The sequence below is a fragment of the Actinobacillus indolicus genome (genome assembly GCF_004519515.1).
GTDB classification, from domain to species: Bacteria; Pseudomonadota; Gammaproteobacteria; order Enterobacterales; family Pasteurellaceae; genus Glaesserella; species Glaesserella indolica_A.
Map to the genome: position 1 here is coordinate 849,670 of NZ_CP038145.1, position 15,470 is coordinate 865,139.

Below are 15,470 nucleotides of genomic sequence, written 5' to 3' on the forward strand. Positions count from 1 at the left end.
AATAATGCTATAACTAACCCATTGATTCATAACACAAATATCAATATTTAATAGCAACTGTACTGCGTTTTTCCATGTCAATACCGTTGCTATTCAACCGATTATGTTATTTAGCTTCTTTTTAATTTAAACCCCATAAAATCAAATTTAAACTCAGAATCCCCAAACCAACACTAAATAAAATATTCTTTAACCATTTATAGCTAGCGATCACCAAAATAAGTGCGATCAGTTGAGCGATAAATAAGGTATAACCTTCATTACTTTTCGGCAAACTTAAGCTGGTGAGTACCAGTAATACCATAATCACAAGCGGTAACATTTTATTTAATTTTTGCAAAATTGGCGAAGATAGTACAGTTTTTGGCAAAAATAACGGCAAAAAGCGACAAAGTTGAGTACCTAGTGCCAATGCAATCAACATATAAATAATATTTTGCGTTTCCATTAAACTTGTCCTTTTTTCTCAGTGAATGATTGGGGCAAGAAAGCGACAATGATAATGGCGATGATGATTGCCACAAGCAAGACGCTTGTTTGTGTGATTTGCCCTGCAAGTAAAAATCCAATCAATGCAATAAAAATCGGCTTCCACTGCTTTTGGCTACTGTATTGTTCATAAGCTAAAATGGCGAATAAGCAAGGCAGTGCGAAATCTAAATTGGGAATATATTGGGAAACAGAATCGCCTAGTAAAATGCCAACAATAGTTGCAAATGTCCAATAACTCATTCCTAAGATACTGATTTTGAACATCATTGCCTGACGAGTTTCTTGTGGTAAGGTGGTTAATACGCCAAAGTTTTCATCTGTCAGATAGCTTAATGCAAAAAAGCGGTTGAGTTTTTCTTTGGGTAATGATGAATGCATATTAAGTGTATAAAAAATAAAACGTAAGCTCATCAATAAAGTGCTGAGAAAAACGGAAACTACCCCCGCTCCAGAAACAAAAAAGGGAATTGCTGCATACTGTGCTGTGCCGGAAAAAACGGTGAAACACATCACAATAGTAAACCACGCAGGCATTCCCGCATTAGTTGCTAACATTCCATAGGCAATACCTGCCGCAAGGTATCCCATAAATATTGGTATAGTGAGTTTGAACGCACTTTTCCAACTATTTTCCGTATTAAATGACATAAAGCTCCAACGTAAATTGAGAAAAGCCTGATTATACAAAAGGTTGCAGTGTTAGCAATCTCTTTATCAATCCAAACTTTTTGTTGTTTAATATTCCATTTGGTTATTTGCAAGCGGTTAGATTTGCCTTTAAATTTGCAAACAATTAATCTTACCTATCAAAAGGAACTTATTATGTTTAAAAAATTATCAATTGTTGCATTATCTTTAGCTGCTGTTTTCACTTCTACAACGACATTGGCAAAAGAATCTTTACTCGATCGTATCAACAATAAAGGCACTATCACTGTGGGGACGGAAGGGACTTATGCACCTTTCACTTACCACGATGCAAGCGGTAAATTAACAGGCTACGATGTGGAAGTTACTCGTGCAGTGGCTGAAAAATTAGGTGTAAAAGTTGATTTTAAAGAGACTCAATGGGACGCAATGTTAGCGGGTTTAAAAGGTGAACGTTTTGATATTGTGGCAAACCAAGTAGGCTTAACGACCCCAGAACGTCAGGCAACCTTTGATAAATCTGAGCCTTATAGCTGGTCTGGTGCAATGTTATTAGCTCGTAATGATGAAACCCGTGTAAGCAAAGCAGAAGATGTGAAAGGCTTAAAAGCCGCTCAAACCTTAAGCTCTAACTATGGCGAACTGGCACAGAAAAATGGCGCAGAAATCGTTGCCGTTGATGGTATGGCTCAAGCGTTATTGTTAATTCAGCAAAAACGTGCGGATGTCACTTTCAATGACTCGCTAGCATTGTTAGATTACTTGAAGAAAAACCCAAATTCAGGCTTAAAACCAGTTTGGGAAGCAACAGATAAAGTGGGAGCTGGTTTTATTGTGAACAAAGGCAACACCGAAGCCCTTGCAAAAATCAGTCAAGCAGTTGAAGAATTGAAAAAAGACGGTACACTTAAGAAATTAGGTGAACAATTCTTTGGTAAAGACATCAGTGTTAAATAATTTATTACTTTCTCTACCATTTATGACGGAAGCTCGTGTTGAGCTGGTCATAAATGGTTTCTGGCCGATGGTACAAGCGGCCTTTTTAGTTTCTATCCCTTTGGCAATTGCTTCCTTTATTATTGGCATGGCGATTGCCGTTGGGGTCGCGTTAGTTCGTGTTACCCCTGTTAATGGCCCGTTCCATCGTCTATTACTCTGGTTCGTCAAAGGCTATATCTCAATCATTCGTGGTACGCCGATGTTGGTGCAAATCTGTATTGTATTCTACGGTTTGCCTGCGATTGGTATTTTTATCGATCCGATCCCAGCGGCAATTATCGGTTTTTCGATCAATATCGGAGCTTATGGCTCTGAAACCATTCGTGCTGCCATTCTTTCTGTGCCGAAAGGTCAATGGGAAGCAGGTTATACCATCGGTATGACCTATATGCAGACATTCCGCCGTATTATTGCACCACAAGCGTTTCGTGTTGCCGTACCGCCATTGAGCAATACCTTTATTGGTCTATTCAAAGATACCTCTTTGGCATCTGTTGTGACGGTCACAGAGATGTTCCGTGTGGCTCAACAAGTGGCAAATATGTCCTATGACTTCTTACCAGTCTATATTGAAGCTGGTTTGATTTACTGGTGTTTCTGTTGGGTGCTGTTCTTTATTCAAGCACGCTTAGAAAAACGTTTTGATCGATATGTGGCGAAATAACAATGATTAAAGTACGAAACATTCATAAAACTTTTGGCAATAACACCATTTTGCGTGGGATTGATTTAGATATTCAAAAGGGGCAAGTGGTCGTGATTTTAGGGCCATCCGGCTCAGGCAAAACCACCTTTCTTCGCTGTTTAAATGCGTTAGAAATGCCAGAACAAGGCACAATAACCTTTGATAACAATGCCCCGTTGCACATTGACTTTGCAACCAAATCAGCCAAAAAAGAGATCCTTACCCTACGCCGTAAATCCGGTATGGTTTTCCAAAACTACAATCTCTTTCCACATAAAACGGCAATCGAAAATGTGATGGAAGGCCCTGTGTTTGTGCAAGGTAAAAAGCCTGAACAAGCTAGGGAAGAAGCCTTAGCACTGTTAGCCAAAGTAGGATTAGCAGATAAAGTCGATCTCTATCCATTCCAGCTTTCCGGCGGACAGCAACAGCGTGTCGGCATTGCCCGTGCTTTAGCCATTCAACCTGAATTAATGCTGTTTGATGAGCCGACTTCTGCTCTCGACCCTGAATTAGTGCAAGATGTGTTAAACACAATGAAAAAGCTGGCAAACGAAGGCTGGACAATGGTTGTGGTTACACACGAAATTAAATTTGCATTAGATGTGGCAGATGTTGTGGTCGTGATGGACGGCGGTGAAATTGTGGAACAAGGCTCGCCTGAGCAACTTTTCAGCAATCCTCAACACGAACGGACGAAGCGGTTTTTGCATCAGATTAGAGTTGATTAATCCCTAACAAAAAAACCGACCGCAAGCGGTCGGTTTTTCTCATTTTTTTTGCAAATTATGCAGCTTTTGCAAAATACGCTTCTAAATCTTCACTACCGCCAATGTATTGACCACCAATAAAGACTTGTGGTGCTGTTGCTTTGCCTGTAATTGCACGAACAGAGGTAGTGCTTGCATCACGACCTAACACGATCTCTTCAAATGCAAATCCTTTTTCTGTTAATAGTGCTTTGGCTTTAGCACAGAATGAACAGCCAGGTTTAGTGATGATTGCGACCGACGGTTTTGCCGTCCAATTTGGATCTAAATATTTGATCATCGTATCTGCATCAGACACTTTGAACGGATCGCCTGGCTCTTGTGGCTCTACGAACATTTTTTCTACTACGCCGTTTTTCACAAGCATAGAGTAACGCCATGAACGTTTACCAAAACCAAGGTCTTCTTTACCAACAAGCATACCCATGCCTTCAGTAAATTCACCGTTACCATCTGGAATGACAGTGATATTCTCCGATTCTTGATCTGCTTTCCACGCATTCATGACGAATGTATCGTTAACCGACATACATACAATTTCATCTACGCCTAATGCATAGAACTCTTTTGCTAATTCGTTATAGCGTGGTAGATGTGTTGAAGAACAGGTTGGCGTAAATGCACCTGGTAATGAAAATACAATTACCGTTTTATTGTTAAACAACTCATCTGTGGTAACATCAACCCAAGCATCGCCTTGGCGAGTTTTGAAAGTCACACTAGGGACTTTTTGCCCTGTCATATCTTTTAAAGACATTATTTTCTCCTACTTCTGTTTTAAAGAATTCACCATTTTACATATAAATGTGACATAATCCAGCCTATTATATTAATAGAGTGAAAATACATGAACATTCGAGATTTAGAATATTTAATTGCCCTCGCTGATTTTAAACATTTTAGAAAAGCAGCGGATGCTTGTAATGTCAGTCAGCCAACATTAAGTGGACAAATTCGTAAATTAGAAGATGAATTAGGTACAATTCTATTAGAAAGAACGAGCCGTAAGGTATTGTTTACTCAAGCAGGATTAATGCTAGTAGAACAAGCTAAAGTGATCTTACGTGAAGTAAAAGTACTTAAAGAAATGGCGAGCAATCAAGGTCGGGAAATGTCTGGTCCGCTACATATCGGCATTATTCCAACCCTAGGTCCTTATTTATCCCCTATTATTTTACCGCACTTCAAATCATTATTTCCTGAACTGGAATTGTACATTTATGAATTACAAACCTCCACATTGGTCGAACAACTCGAATCAGGACAATTAGATTGCGGTATTTTAGCTTTTGATAAAGACAGTCAACCATTTATCGAAGTCCCTATGTTCCATGAAAAAATGTTATTAGCGGTTTCTAATGAACATGAATGGGCAAATGAAGAAATCATCCCGTTATCTAAGTTACGTGATAAAGAAATGCTTATGTTAGATAATGGTCATTGTTTAAGAACACAAACTATGGATTATTGCTTTTCAAGTGGGGCAACAGAAAATACTCATTTTAAAGCGAGTAGCTTAGAAACCTTGCGTAATATGGTTGCAGCTAATGTGGGTATTGCATTTATACCTGAGTTAGCAGCACATTCAGGAAGTAGTAATGATCTAACCTATTTACATTTCAGTGAGCCTGAGCCATATCGTGCAGTAGGTCTTATTTATCGTCCTGGTTCGCCATTGCGCCTACGTTACGAGCGTCTAGCAAAAGAAATTAAGCAACTTGTGGAACAAAGAAAATGAGTGTAGTGGGAGTTAGAGCTGTTCAAAAAGAAAAAACACGTAGGGCATTAGTTGATGCCGCTTTTAATCAATTAACCGCAGAAAAAAGTTTTTCTAACTTGAGCTTACGAGAAGTTGCTAGAGAAGCGGGTATTGCACCTACCTCATTTTATCGTCATTTTAAAGATATGGATGAGCTTGGTTTGGCAATGGTAGATGAATCAGGCCTAATTCTTCGTCAGCTTATGCGACAAGCACGCAAACGTCTTGAAAAAGGGGGGAGTGTAGTCGTAATTTCTGTCGATACTTTCTTCGAATTTATTGAAGATCGACCAAATATGTTTCGTTTACTGCTACGTGAAAGCTCAGGAACATCCCAAGCTTTTCGTACTGCTGCCTCAAGAGAGATCCAACATTTTGTTGCAGAGCTTGCCGAATACATACAGCTGAAAGATAAACAAAGGGGCTGTAGTAGATAAGGTCTAAATCCCACACCATTTTCTCAATATTTTAAGCTGATTAGATGGTGTGCTGTAGTTAAATCTAAACTCACATTCTTTGATAAAAAGATGGAAGTTTTTCTTGTCAATGCCATTGTATTTTCTAAGTACTCGTTTGGCTTGAGACCAGAAATTTTCAATGCCATTGATGTGGTTGTGATCTTTGACAAACTCTTTGGAATGATTGATGCGAAAGTGTTTAAACTCACTCACATCAAGAGCATTATAGCTTCTGTAACCATCTGTGTAAACGATGCTATCTGGCTTGATTTTGCTTGAGATGATAGGCATTAAGGTACTTTGCTTGGTATCTTTTACAACAACAGTATAAACCTTGCCATTACGCTTCAAAAGACCAAATACAGCTGTTTTGCCACCAGCTCCACGACCTCGCTTGCCTTTGCGAATGCCACCGAAGTAGCTTTCATCAAGCTCTACTTCGCCATCAAACAAAGTGTGAGCTTCAAGGTTGAGATTATATTCTATCACAAGTCTGATTTTGCGGTAAAATAAAGCTGCTGAATTGTGCTGAATGCCAAGCAAATCACTTGCTGTTCTAGCAGTAACTTGTGCAACAAAAAATTCAAGCAGTTTTATTTGAACTTTTTTACTTAATTTACAACGAGTTATCTTCATGTTTGTAGTATAGCATAAGTGCTAATCTACTACAGCCCCTAAACAAATTAGCCGAGAACTCGCCTACATTCAATCAGAAGGCCTAGTTACTCTCGTTTTTACTGCAGGCTCTCATGCTTTGGACATGAACATGCAAGAGCGTGAAAAATTGAAACAGCGGGTTGTTATGCAACTGAGAATGTTAGCTCGTGGTGCAAGCTCTTATGTTAATTCACATAGAGAAATCGTATGAAAAAACAGACGTTAATTGCCCGATTTATTAAACATATTCTTCTTTTGGGTAGTATGTTTATTATCTTAAGTGTGATTATGGATTGGTATCGCAAACCTACCGCACCAACCCAATTTTCAGAACAAGTACTTTATGATATTCATCAGCGACCTAAAGTTATTGCACAACTAAGCCATGAAAAACCGCTTTTGCTTTATTTCTGGGGCAGTTGGTGTAAGTTCTGTGAATTTACCTCACCCGCTGTTTCTCAACTTACGCAAGAAAATGCCAATATATTAGCGATCGCACTCAAATCAGGAAATGATGATGAAGTAAAGCAATATATGGAAGAGCATCAATATAGTTTCGCCACTATCAATGATCCAACAGGGGAATTTTCAAAAAGCTGGGATATTCAGGCTACACCAACCTTAGTCATCATAAAAGATGGAAAAATGATAAGTCATACTACGGGGTTCTCAACCTATTGGGGAATAAAGACTCGGCTATGGCTAGCGGATTGGGTTAGATAAACAAAGGGGAGTTTTTATACTCCCCTTTCTTCTTATTTAAGCATTTTAATCAATAATCCAAATTCTACCACAAGCAACGGCACACTCACCCACAACGGCAACGTTTCAAACTTCCAAAACGTACCAGCAATCGCCACACCTAAAATCATCAAACGAGAAAAGCCCGTGTTATTACGCTGCGCTTTCAGACTTTGATTGATTTCATTTAAACGGAAATTAATCTGTTTTTGTTGTTGTAAGGCCTGAAACATCGCTTCAGGGAACTCGGCAAAATGCTCTCTAAATTGCGGAGCTCGCTGTTTTAGATCTCGCCACATTGCTTTAAAGCCCACCTGTTCATTCAACCAATCTTGCAAAAACGGCTTAGCGGTTTGCCATAAATCTAACTGCGGATAAACCTGTCTGCCTAATCCTTCAATATAAAGCAATGTTTTTTGCAATAACACCAATTGTGGCTGTACTTCCATATTGAATTTACGAGCAACGGTAAACAAATTCAATAAAACGTGTCCAAACGAAATTTCCGAAAGGGGTTTAGCAAAAATCGGTTCACAGACTTCTCGGAAGGCTTCCTCAAAAGCATCAATATCGGTATCCGACGGTGTCCAACCTGACTCAACGTGCATCAACGCAACTCGGCGATAATCACGATTGAAAAAAGCAACAAAACTTTCGGCAAGGTAACGTTTATCGTTCTGATTTAAAGTGCCAACAATACCGCAATCAATCCCGATATATTGTGGATTTTCGGGGTGATTTGGGTTCACAAAAATGTTACCAGGGTGCATATCGGCGTGAAAAAAGCTATCACGGAAAACCTGCGTAAAAAACACCTGTACACCACGTTCGGCAAGCAGTTTCATATCTGTGCCGTTGGCTTTGAGTTCATCAATATTTGCCACAGGAATACCATAAATCCGTTCCATCACAATCACATTTCTATGGCAAAAATCTTGATACATTTCAGGCACATAGAGCATTTCGCTGTTTTCAAAATTATTACGCAAGCGGATAGCATTCGCCATTTCTTTGCGAAGATCAAGTTCGTCTAACAGCGTTTTTTCATACTCACGCACCACTTCCATAGGACGTAAACGTCTGCCTTCTTTATTTAAACGTGGAATCCAACTCGCCAAACGGTACATCAAGGCTAAATCGTCCTTAATTACACAATCAATCTCTGGGCGAAGGACTTTTAATACCACTTCTTTACCTGCAAGCGGTTGGTTTTGATTGAATTTTGCTGTATGCACTTGAGCAATAGACGCAGAAGCCAATGCGGTTTCATCAAAATCATCAAACCATTTTTCCAGCTTATCACCTAGAGTCTCTTCAATTAAACGACGAGCTAGTTTTCCATCAAAGGCTTCAACAGAATCTTGTAGCAACGCAAGCTGATCTGCTAATTCAGGTTCAAACAGATCTCGACGAGTAGAAAGCATCTGCCCCAGCTTAATCCACACAGGCCCAAGCTCTTGCAAAGCAAGGCGTAAACGCACGCCAAAAGGCTCGTTCGGATATTGATTTTTTACCCAAAACAAGGATTTCCGCCCACAACGAATCCCCCGTGTTAGCGGAATATCTGGTATCACCTCATCAATACCATAGCGGAGAAAAGTGTGAATAATGTGATAAAGACGACGCAGGTTTTTGATGTTCATTACATTCCCAATTTTGCAAATTTTTGCTCTAATCGTACCGCTTGTTGTTCCAACTCTTTTACCTGATCGCAAAAATCAACTACTTGCAAACGATGAACAAGCACAGGGCGTTCGGTAGTCAGGTTATCGACAAGGTGCTGACTGTCTTGCACAAACTGATTTTTCACCTTGGTAAAAATACCTTTGGCGAAATCCGTTGAAGCCTGAGCCGGTACATCACCGATAAAACGTGAGAGCAATTCCGCAGGATCTTTTTCCAACTCGTCAAGTAACTGTGAAAAATGCTGTAATACTTGAATATCGCCCGTCAAAATCAGTGCTTTATTATTAATCAACTCACTCAGTTTACTTTTATCCGCCAGTTTTGGGAGAACTGTCGCATCAAGGCTCACGGCACAATCAACTTCACCCTCATAATTCGCCAACCAATCCGCACGGTTTTCACTGAAAATCACAAAAAGTATAATATTCGGTTGATTTAACTGAATTTTAAGAATTTTCCCTGCAAGTTTGCGTAACATCGGCGATGTTTGGGGTGAACGTTCAATCAAATGATTAAACGCCGTTTCCAATGCCCCTAACGCAAATTGCGGTAACATCAACTGTTGTAATAACGTTTTCATTTTTAAAATTTGTACCCACGGTGCAATGCCACAATCCCAGCACTTAAATTGTAATAACCGACATTTTCAAACCCTGCATTTTCCATCATTCCCTTTAACTCGTCTTGTTTCGGGTGCATACGAATAGACTCGGCAAGGTAGCGATAGCTGTCGGCATCATTAACGACCACTTCGCCCACTTTCGGCAGAATATTAAATGAATAGAAGTTATAAACTTGGCTAATCGGATCGATAATCGGCTTAGAAAATTCCAACACTAGCAAACGTCCGCCAGGTTTCAACACACGGAACATTGAACGTAACGCCTTATCTTTATCAGTAACATTACGCAAACCGAAGCTAATCACAATGCAATCAAAGGTGTTATCCGCAAACGGCAGGCACTCTGCATTCGCTTGCACATAATTCACATTGCCGACAACGCCCAAATTCCGCAATTTTTCACGCCCGACTTCCAACATTGAGCTGTTAATATCGGCAAGTACGACTTCGCCTGTTTCGCCAACAATACGAGAAAATTTAGCGGTAAAATCCCCCGTTCCCCCTGCTAAATCCAACACTTTCTGCCCTTTTCGCACCCCACTGCAATCAATGGTAAAACGCTTCCACACACGGTGAATACCAAAAGAGAGCAGATCGTTCATTAAATCATATTTGCCTGCAACACTATGGAATACATTGGCGACTAACTGCTGTTTTTCTTCTTTGGCAACGGTTTTAAAGCCAAAATGGGTGGTTTCTGATTGTGGTTGTTGAGATTGTTGAGCGTCGTTCATTGTTTCGTTCTCATGAGAAAAAATTAAGGCGTACCATAGCAAAAAAGCGGTGAGATTTCCTTAAAATTTTGCAAAATCTGTTAATATAGCCACAAATTTTATCGTAAGGACTTCAAATGAAAACGGCAATTCTCTATCTTACCCGTGACGGACAAACTAAAAAAATTGCGGAATATCTTGCTCAAGCACTCAATGGTGACACAACGCTTATCTCTTTGCGTGATGTACCGCAACCATCAGCCGAACAACTTGCACAGTTTGACTGTATTATCATCGGGGCTTCTATTCGTTATGGGCATTTTGATCCGATTTTAGAGCCCTTTATTCAGCAACACTATGCTCTACTCAATCAAAAGAAATCTGCATTTTTTAGCGTCAATCTGACCGCTCGCAAAGCCAATCGCAATACGCCAGAAACCAATGTTTATACCCGTAAATTACTCAGCCGTATTCAATGGAAACCGAATTTAGTGGAAGTGATTGCAGGGGCGTTGTTCTATCCACGCTATGCCTTTTTCGACCGCTTTATGATCCGCTTTATTATGAAAATCACTAAAGGCGATACGGATACCAGCAAAGAGTATGAATATACCGATTGGCAAAAAGTTAGCCAATTTGCTGAACAGATTCGTAAATTAAGTTAAAAATGTTACAAATTTCTGAAATGGTTAGTTTATAATCGCAATCAGACCACCCCGCATCGGGTGGTTTGTTATTTTATTGATACTATTTTTATTTTAAGGAAAACCAATGAGTATTTTAAAAGAGTTCCGTGAATTTGCGGTAAAAGGTAACGTTGTTGATTTAGCTGTCGGTGTGATCATCGGTGGTGCTTTCGGTAAAATCGTTTCATCTTTAGTGAGCGATGTCGTTATGCCACCAATTGGCTTATTAATTGGCGGTGTAGATTTTAAAGACCTTGCAGTCGTATTAAAAGAAGCACAAAACGGTGCTGAAGCGGTAACTTTAAAATACGGTGCATTTTTACAAAACGTATTTGATTTCTTAATTATTGCAATGGCGGTATTTGCAATGGTTAAAATTATTAACAACTTGAAAAAAGCACCTGCTCCAGAGCCAGAAAAACCAGCAGAACCAAGTGCTGAAGAGAAATTGTTAACTGAAATTCGTGATTTATTAAAAAATAAATAATTCTAATACATAAAAAAACGGCATCCAAAGATGCCGTTTTTTTATATATGCTAGTTTATATTTTGGGGCTGTAGTAGATTAGCACTTATGCTATACTACAAACATGAAGATAACTCGTTGTAAATTAAGTAAAAAAGTTCAAATAAAACTGCTTGAATTTTTTGTTGCACAAGTTACTGCTAGAACAGCAAGTGATTTGCTTGGCATTCAGCACAATTCAGCAGCTTTATTTTACCGCAAAATCAGACTTGTGATAGAATATAATCTCAACCTTGAAGCTCACACTTTGTTTGATGGCGAAGTAGAGCTTGATGAAAGCTACTTCGGTGGCATTCGCAAAGGCAAGCGAGGTCGTGGAGCTGGTGGCAAAACAGCTGTATTTGGTCTTTTGAAGCGTAATGGCAAGGTTTATACTGTTGTTGTAAAAGATACCAAGCAAAGTACCTTAATGCCTATCATCTCAAGCAAAATCAAGCCAGATAGCATCGTTTACACAGATGGTTACAGAAGCTATAATGCTCTTGATGTGAGTGAGTTTAAACACTTTCGCATCAATCATTCCAAAGAGTTTGTCAAAGATCACAACCACATCAATGGCATTGAAAATTTCTGGTCTCAAGCCAAACGAGTACTTAGAAAATACAATGGCATTGACAAGAAAAACTTCCATCTTTTTATCAAAGAATGTGAGTTTAGATTTAACTACAGCACACCATCTAATCAGCTTAAAATATTGAGAAAATGGTGTGGGATTTAGACCTTATCTACTACAGCCCCTATATTTTTAAGCTTCAATACCTTCAAATAGTAAGGTACTTAAATAACGCTCTGAAGCAGAAGGTAAAATCGCGACAATCGTTTTATTTGCAAACTCAGGGAGTTTGGCTAAACGATCGGCAGCCGCCACCGCTGCACCAGAAGAAATCCCCACTAAAATACCTTCTTCTGCAAGTAAGCGACGTGCTGTTGCAATAGCTGTTTCACTATCAACCTGCTCAACACGGTCAATTAAACTGAGATCCAAATTTTTCGGGATAAAACCTGCGCCGATACCTTGAATTTTATGTGGACCTGGTTTTACTTCTTCGCCATTTAATGTTTGGGTAATCACTGGTGATTCCGCTGGCTCAACCGCGACACTGATGATCTGTTTACCTTTATCTTGTTTAATGTAACGGCTTACCCCTGTGATCGTACCGCCTGTGCCCACACCTGCAACGAAAACATCAATATTGCCTTCCGTCGCATTCCAAATTTCTGGGCCTGTGGTTTGTTGGTGAATCGCTGGGTTTGCTGGGTTTTCAAACTGTTTAAGCATAATGTAACGGTTTGGATCGCTTGCAATAATTTCTTCCGCTTTTGCAATCGCCCCTTTCATTCCCTTAGCCCCTTCGGTTAACACTAAGGTCGCCCCTAAGCCACGCAATAAACGACGACGTTCAATACTCATGGTCTCAGGCATAGTTAAGGTTAATTTATAACCACGCGCTGCGGCAACATAAGCTAAAGCGATCCCTGTGTTACCGCTGGTTGCATCTACTATTTCTTTATCTTTGGTTAAAATACCGTCTTTCTCTGCTTGCCATACCATGTTCGCACCGATACGGCATTTCACACTAAAACTTGGGTTACGAGATTCGACTTTAACTAACAAGTTTCCGTTCTGCCCAAAATTTTTTAAACGAACAAGGGGAGTGTTGCCAATTGTTTCTGAGTTGTCTGCATAGATAGTCATTGTGTTCATCCTTCTTAGTTTTAGCTGTATTGGAAAAGTGAGCTAAGCATAGCAATTTTTAATAGAAAGTTAACGATTAGAAATTTATTTGATATAACCAAAAAGAATATATTTGCAAATTTTTGCCAAAATCATACCGCTTGTCATCAACTTCGTTTAAGATAGATTTATCTTTTAATCTGAATAAAAATGGAAACATGAAAAAGACAACTTCACCTAAAAATAGAACGCTACAACAGCTGATTGCGCTAATTGTTATTGCTATCTTTGCAGTCTTTACGTGGCTAAATAATGAAGAAAAAGCCAATAAAAGCACAGCTTCAACGACTTTAAATACATCAACAAAAACCACAGAAACTCAGGCAAAGTCTGCACCATCATCAGATGTCTCTATTCCAGATCAATTAGGCAACTATGATACCAAAATGGCGAATGACAATTTGGGGCAAAATAAAAATGCACCTGTCGATTACTACATGCTTGCACTCTCGTGGTCACCGAGTTTTTGCGAAACGCAACGTAATAAAAATAACGGCGAAGTCCCGAAACATCTGGCATTCCAATGTAATCAGGCTGCACAGTTAGGTTGGGTGATTCACGGATTATGGCCACAAGCTGCCAATGCTCGTTCAGCATCCGATCACCCACGATTCTGTCAAGGCGACTTACCGAAATTGCCTGAAGATCTAATCAAACAATATATGCCAGAATCACCGGGGGCAAATCTGTTGCAAGGGCAATGGGAAAAACACGGTGCTTGTGCTTTCAATAACGCCAGCGATTATTTTGCCAAACAAAAACAGCTATTCCGTAGCCTAAACCTACCGGGGCAAGAACTTTCTCGTAAAGAGCTCTTTGCGTGGATGAAAAAATTCAACCCGCAATTAAAAGATGCTTATCTTGGAGCGAGTAAAAACGAACTCTATATTTGTTACGATAAAAGCTGGAATGTGATGGATTGCCCACGTTAATGCAATTTCGAATGCTTAAAATGCAGGTTCAACGTCAACTAAAACGGGATTTGGAAAAAGCGAATAACTATTTCCAAACCTGTTTTGTTGAGCCTACGGTAACTTATACAGTACGTGGGCAAAAAGCAGGCGTTGCTTATTTGCAACAAAATGAAATTCGGCTTAATCCGATTTTATTAGAAGAAAATGGGGCTGAATTTGTTTCGCAAGTCGTGCCCCACGAGTTAGCACACTTATTAGTCTATCAACGATTCGGGCGAGTTCAACCCCATGGAAAAGAGTGGAAAATAATGATGGAACAGGTGCTTGGCGTACCAGCGGAAACCTATCATTGCTTTGATACCACCAATGTCAGCGGACAACAATTCCCCTACCGTTGCGGATGTCAAACTCATCAACTCTCTTTACGTCGGCATAACGCTATCGTAAAACATGGTCGCAGTTACATTTGCAAAAAGTGCAAACAGACTTTAATTGCCTGCGATTAACCCCACTTTTTCACCAGCCCAGATAATTCCTCTTTCGACAGTTTTTTCAATTTCGGGCAGTTGCCACAGTAATCATTTTTGCTGTCTAAATGGGCGTGGCAACAGACTTTTCGTAAGCGGACAGGCTGTGGAAAAGGCAATTCAGGAAAAGAAATATATTCAACAGCATTATAAAATGGCGACCATTCATATTCCGTCCATTTCTTTTCAAGCAGAATTTGGCGATAGGTTTCACTCACATCAATGCCTTCCGCTTCTAACTCTTTCAAGCTAAATTCAATCAAGTTAGCACAGTTATGCCAAAATACCGCTTCATTTAAACGGCTGACTGCAGTTAAGCGGTTAAAAATCGGTGAAAGAAATTGTTTTAACTGTTGATAAGCGTGGAGAATGTCGCTTTGATTGCGTACTTGTCGCACAGGCGTGTAGCTTAAGTTGATAAGAAATCCCTTGATCTTACCGCTTGTTGTTAGATCTAAAGCTGTTCCTTGCTCGCTCAGTACAAGATGCATCTGGTGTTTATGTAATAACCAAACCCAGTGCATAATAAAACCATTAAGCCAATAGCGTTGCCAGATTGAAATGGTGGCTTTTTGCGGTTCGGCTAACAGTGCTGAAAAATGCGTTGGTAATGCAGAATGATAAAACTGCTGAAAAAACATTGCATTGGAGATTTTTTCGGGCTTTTCCACAAAAGCCAGCAGGTAGCGACAATGTTTCAGGCGTTCTGAAAATAAGTTCTGGCGAAGTGTGTTCAGTTCCGAGCAACTAAAAAGTAAATTCATAAATAGCATAAAGAAATGTAAATGTTATTTTAATGATAATAATTTCTAATTAGAATGCCAACTTTGTTTTAGAACTTTACATTTCACT

19 protein-coding genes and 2 pseudogenes are annotated in these 15,470 nt (G+C 39.6%); 12 read left to right on the forward strand and 9 right to left on the reverse strand.

What is annotated here, in order from left to right; translation table 11 throughout:
• Positions 1-121: 121 nt before the first annotated feature.
• Positions 122-448, reverse strand: a complete 327-nt coding sequence (locus EXH44_RS04050) for an AzlD domain-containing protein (RefSeq protein WP_162856383.1) — start codon at positions 446-448, stop codon at positions 122-124.
• Positions 448-1,140, reverse strand: a complete 693-nt coding sequence (locus EXH44_RS04055) for an AzlC family ABC transporter permease (RefSeq protein ID WP_135673968.1) — start codon at positions 1,138-1,140, stop codon at positions 448-450. The genes EXH44_RS04050 and EXH44_RS04055 overlap by 1 nt, the downstream gene beginning before the upstream one ends.
• Positions 1,141-1,314: 174 nt before the next feature.
• Here EXH44_RS04055 and EXH44_RS04060 point away from each other — a divergent pair, with 174 nt between their 5' ends.
• From EXH44_RS04060 to EXH44_RS04070, 3 genes are read left to right on the forward strand one after another with little or no spacing between them, the layout of a single operon-like run.
• Complete coding sequence (locus EXH44_RS04060; protein ID WP_162856384.1) at positions 1,315-2,097, forward strand: amino acid ABC transporter substrate-binding protein; 783 nt, start codon at positions 1,315-1,317, stop codon at positions 2,095-2,097.
• Complete coding sequence (locus EXH44_RS04065) at positions 2,087-2,803, forward strand: amino acid ABC transporter permease (protein WP_005711498.1); 717 nt, start codon at positions 2,087-2,089, stop codon at positions 2,801-2,803. The genes EXH44_RS04060 and EXH44_RS04065 overlap by 11 nt, the downstream gene beginning before the upstream one ends.
• Before the next feature lie 2 nt (positions 2,804-2,805).
• A complete protein-coding gene (locus EXH44_RS04070; RefSeq protein WP_162856385.1) occupies positions 2,806-3,555 on the forward strand; it encodes an amino acid ABC transporter ATP-binding protein in 750 nt (249 codons plus the stop codon).
• 55 nt (positions 3,556-3,610) lie between these two features.
• Here the strand turns inward: EXH44_RS04070 and EXH44_RS04075 are convergent, their stop codons facing one another.
• Entirely contained in the window at positions 3,611-4,351 is a 741-nt protein-coding gene (locus EXH44_RS04075) for a glutathione peroxidase (protein ID WP_162856386.1), read from the reverse strand.
• 90 nt (positions 4,352-4,441) lie between these two features.
• Between EXH44_RS04075 and oxyR the strand changes: the two genes are divergently transcribed.
• Positions 4,442-5,332, forward strand: a complete 891-nt coding sequence (gene oxyR, locus EXH44_RS04080) for a DNA-binding transcriptional regulator OxyR (RefSeq protein WP_162856387.1) — start codon at positions 4,442-4,444, stop codon at positions 5,330-5,332.
• A pseudogene (gene fabR / locus EXH44_RS04085) lies at positions 5,329-5,766 on the forward strand (HTH-type transcriptional repressor FabR); the annotation flags it as partial. The gene oxyR and the pseudogene fabR, both read left to right, overlap by 4 nt.
• Positions 5,767-5,793: 27 nt before the next feature.
• Here fabR and EXH44_RS04090 read toward each other — a convergent pair.
• Positions 5,794-6,447, reverse strand: a complete 654-nt coding sequence (locus EXH44_RS04090; RefSeq protein WP_162856388.1) for an IS1595 family transposase — start codon at positions 6,445-6,447, stop codon at positions 5,794-5,796.
• A 49-nt stretch (positions 6,448-6,496) separates the two neighbouring features.
• Here EXH44_RS04090 and EXH44_RS04095 point away from each other — a divergent pair.
• A pseudogene (locus EXH44_RS04095) lies at positions 6,497-6,679 on the forward strand (HTH-type transcriptional repressor FabR); the annotation flags it as partial.
• Positions 6,676-7,191: a protein disulfide oxidoreductase gene (locus tag EXH44_RS04100; protein ID WP_162856389.1), complete on the forward strand. Its 516-nt coding sequence runs from the start codon at positions 6,676-6,678 to the stop codon at positions 7,189-7,191. The pseudogene EXH44_RS04095 and the gene EXH44_RS04100, both read left to right, overlap by 4 nt.
• A 32-nt stretch (positions 7,192-7,223) precedes the next feature.
• Here EXH44_RS04100 and ubiB read toward each other — a convergent pair whose 3' ends face one another.
• From ubiB to ubiE, 3 genes are read right to left on the reverse strand one after another with little or no spacing between them, the layout of a single operon-like run.
• Complete coding sequence (ubiB, locus tag EXH44_RS04105) at positions 7,224-8,852, reverse strand: ubiquinone biosynthesis regulatory protein kinase UbiB (RefSeq protein ID WP_162856390.1); 1,629 nt, start codon at positions 8,850-8,852, stop codon at positions 7,224-7,226.
• Positions 8,852-9,475, reverse strand: a complete 624-nt coding sequence (locus EXH44_RS04110) for a ubiquinone biosynthesis accessory factor UbiJ (RefSeq protein WP_162856391.1) — start codon at positions 9,473-9,475, stop codon at positions 8,852-8,854. Before EXH44_RS04110 ends, ubiB begins: the two co-directional genes overlap by 1 nt.
• A 2-nt stretch (positions 9,476-9,477) precedes the next feature.
• A complete protein-coding gene (gene ubiE / locus EXH44_RS04115; protein ID WP_005713906.1) occupies positions 9,478-10,251 on the reverse strand; it encodes a bifunctional demethylmenaquinone methyltransferase/2-methoxy-6-polyprenyl-1,4-benzoquinol methylase UbiE in 774 nt (257 codons plus the stop codon).
• A 116-nt stretch (positions 10,252-10,367) separates the two neighbouring features.
• Here ubiE and hemG point away from each other — a divergent pair, with 116 nt between their 5' ends.
• The 3 genes from hemG to EXH44_RS04130 all read left to right on the forward strand — a co-directional run bounded on the left by hemG (position 10,368) and on the right by EXH44_RS04130 (position 12,160).
• Complete coding sequence (gene hemG, locus EXH44_RS04120; protein WP_162856392.1) at positions 10,368-10,895, forward strand: menaquinone-dependent protoporphyrinogen IX dehydrogenase; 528 nt, start codon at positions 10,368-10,370, stop codon at positions 10,893-10,895.
• 106 nt (positions 10,896-11,001) lie between these two features.
• Positions 11,002-11,403 carry a large-conductance mechanosensitive channel protein MscL gene (gene mscL, locus EXH44_RS04125; protein ID WP_162856393.1) on the forward strand — a complete coding sequence of 134 codons (402 nt, stop codon included), beginning with the start codon at positions 11,002-11,004 and terminating at the stop codon, positions 11,401-11,403.
• Positions 11,404-11,506: 103 nt separating this feature from the next.
• The gene (locus EXH44_RS04130; protein WP_162856388.1) at positions 11,507-12,160 is read left to right on the forward strand and encodes an IS1595 family transposase; all 654 of its coding nucleotides are present in this window, start codon (positions 11,507-11,509) and stop codon (positions 12,158-12,160) included.
• A gap of 27 nt (positions 12,161-12,187) precedes the next feature.
• Here the strand turns inward: EXH44_RS04130 and cysK are convergent, their stop codons facing one another.
• A complete protein-coding gene (cysK, locus tag EXH44_RS04135) occupies positions 12,188-13,138 on the reverse strand; it encodes a cysteine synthase A (RefSeq protein ID WP_162856394.1) in 951 nt (316 codons plus the stop codon).
• Between the two features lie 197 nt (positions 13,139-13,335).
• Here cysK and EXH44_RS04140 point away from each other — a divergent pair, with 197 nt between their 5' ends.
• Both EXH44_RS04140 and EXH44_RS04145 read left to right on the forward strand, forming a co-directional pair.
• Positions 13,336-14,109, forward strand: a complete 774-nt coding sequence (locus EXH44_RS04140; protein WP_162856395.1) for a ribonuclease T2 family protein — start codon at positions 13,336-13,338, stop codon at positions 14,107-14,109.
• Positions 14,109-14,597, forward strand: coding sequence for a SprT family zinc-dependent metalloprotease (locus EXH44_RS04145; protein WP_162856396.1), 489 nt, complete (start codon positions 14,109-14,111; stop codon positions 14,595-14,597). Before EXH44_RS04140 ends, EXH44_RS04145 begins: the two co-directional genes overlap by 1 nt.
• Here EXH44_RS04145 and fhuF read toward each other — a convergent pair.
• On the reverse strand, positions 14,594-15,382 hold the full coding sequence (fhuF, locus tag EXH44_RS04150) for a siderophore-iron reductase FhuF (protein ID WP_162856397.1): 789 nt from the start codon (positions 15,380-15,382) through the stop codon (positions 14,594-14,596). The genes EXH44_RS04145 and fhuF overlap by 4 nt on opposite strands.
• Between the last annotated feature and the right edge of the window lie 88 nt (positions 15,383-15,470).

Bases quoted from the DNA above. Each gene is read 5' to 3' on its own strand.
- EXH44_RS04050 (WP_162856383.1), bottom strand. From the start codon at position 448: ATGGAAACGCAAAATATTATTTATATGTTGATTGCATTGGCACTAGGT.
- EXH44_RS04055 (WP_135673968.1), bottom strand. From the start codon at position 1,140: ATGTCATTTAATACGGAAAATAGTTGGAAAAGTGCGTTCAAACTCACT.
- EXH44_RS04060 (WP_162856384.1), top strand. From the start codon at position 1,315: ATGTTTAAAAAATTATCAATTGTTGCATTATCTTTAGCTGCTGTTTTC.
- EXH44_RS04070 (WP_162856385.1), top strand. From the start codon at position 2,806: ATGATTAAAGTACGAAACATTCATAAAACTTTTGGCAATAACACCATT.
- EXH44_RS04075 (WP_162856386.1), bottom strand. From the start codon at position 4,351: ATGTCTTTAAAAGATATGACAGGGCAAAAAGTCCCTAGTGTGACTTTC.
- oxyR (WP_162856387.1), top strand. From the start codon at position 4,442: ATGAACATTCGAGATTTAGAATATTTAATTGCCCTCGCTGATTTTAAA.
- EXH44_RS04090 (WP_162856388.1), bottom strand. From the start codon at position 6,447: ATGAAGATAACTCGTTGTAAATTAAGTAAAAAAGTTCAAATAAAACTG.
- EXH44_RS04100 (WP_162856389.1), top strand. From the start codon at position 6,676: ATGAAAAAACAGACGTTAATTGCCCGATTTATTAAACATATTCTTCTT.
- ubiB (WP_162856390.1), bottom strand. From the start codon at position 8,852: ATGAACATCAAAAACCTGCGTCGTCTTTATCACATTATTCACACTTTT.
- EXH44_RS04110 (WP_162856391.1), bottom strand. From the start codon at position 9,475: ATGAAAACGTTATTACAACAGTTGATGTTACCGCAATTTGCGTTAGGG.
- ubiE (WP_005713906.1), bottom strand. From the start codon at position 10,251: ATGAACGACGCTCAACAATCTCAACAACCACAATCAGAAACCACCCAT.
- hemG (WP_162856392.1), top strand. From the start codon at position 10,368: ATGAAAACGGCAATTCTCTATCTTACCCGTGACGGACAAACTAAAAAA.
- mscL (WP_162856393.1), top strand. From the start codon at position 11,002: ATGAGTATTTTAAAAGAGTTCCGTGAATTTGCGGTAAAAGGTAACGTT.
- EXH44_RS04130 (WP_162856388.1), top strand. From the start codon at position 11,507: ATGAAGATAACTCGTTGTAAATTAAGTAAAAAAGTTCAAATAAAACTG.
- cysK (WP_162856394.1), bottom strand. From the start codon at position 13,138: ATGACTATCTATGCAGACAACTCAGAAACAATTGGCAACACTCCCCTT.
- EXH44_RS04140 (WP_162856395.1), top strand. From the start codon at position 13,336: ATGAAAAAGACAACTTCACCTAAAAATAGAACGCTACAACAGCTGATT.
- EXH44_RS04145 (WP_162856396.1), top strand. From the start codon at position 14,109: ATGCAATTTCGAATGCTTAAAATGCAGGTTCAACGTCAACTAAAACGG.
- fhuF (WP_162856397.1), bottom strand. From the start codon at position 15,382: ATGAATTTACTTTTTAGTTGCTCGGAACTGAACACACTTCGCCAGAAC.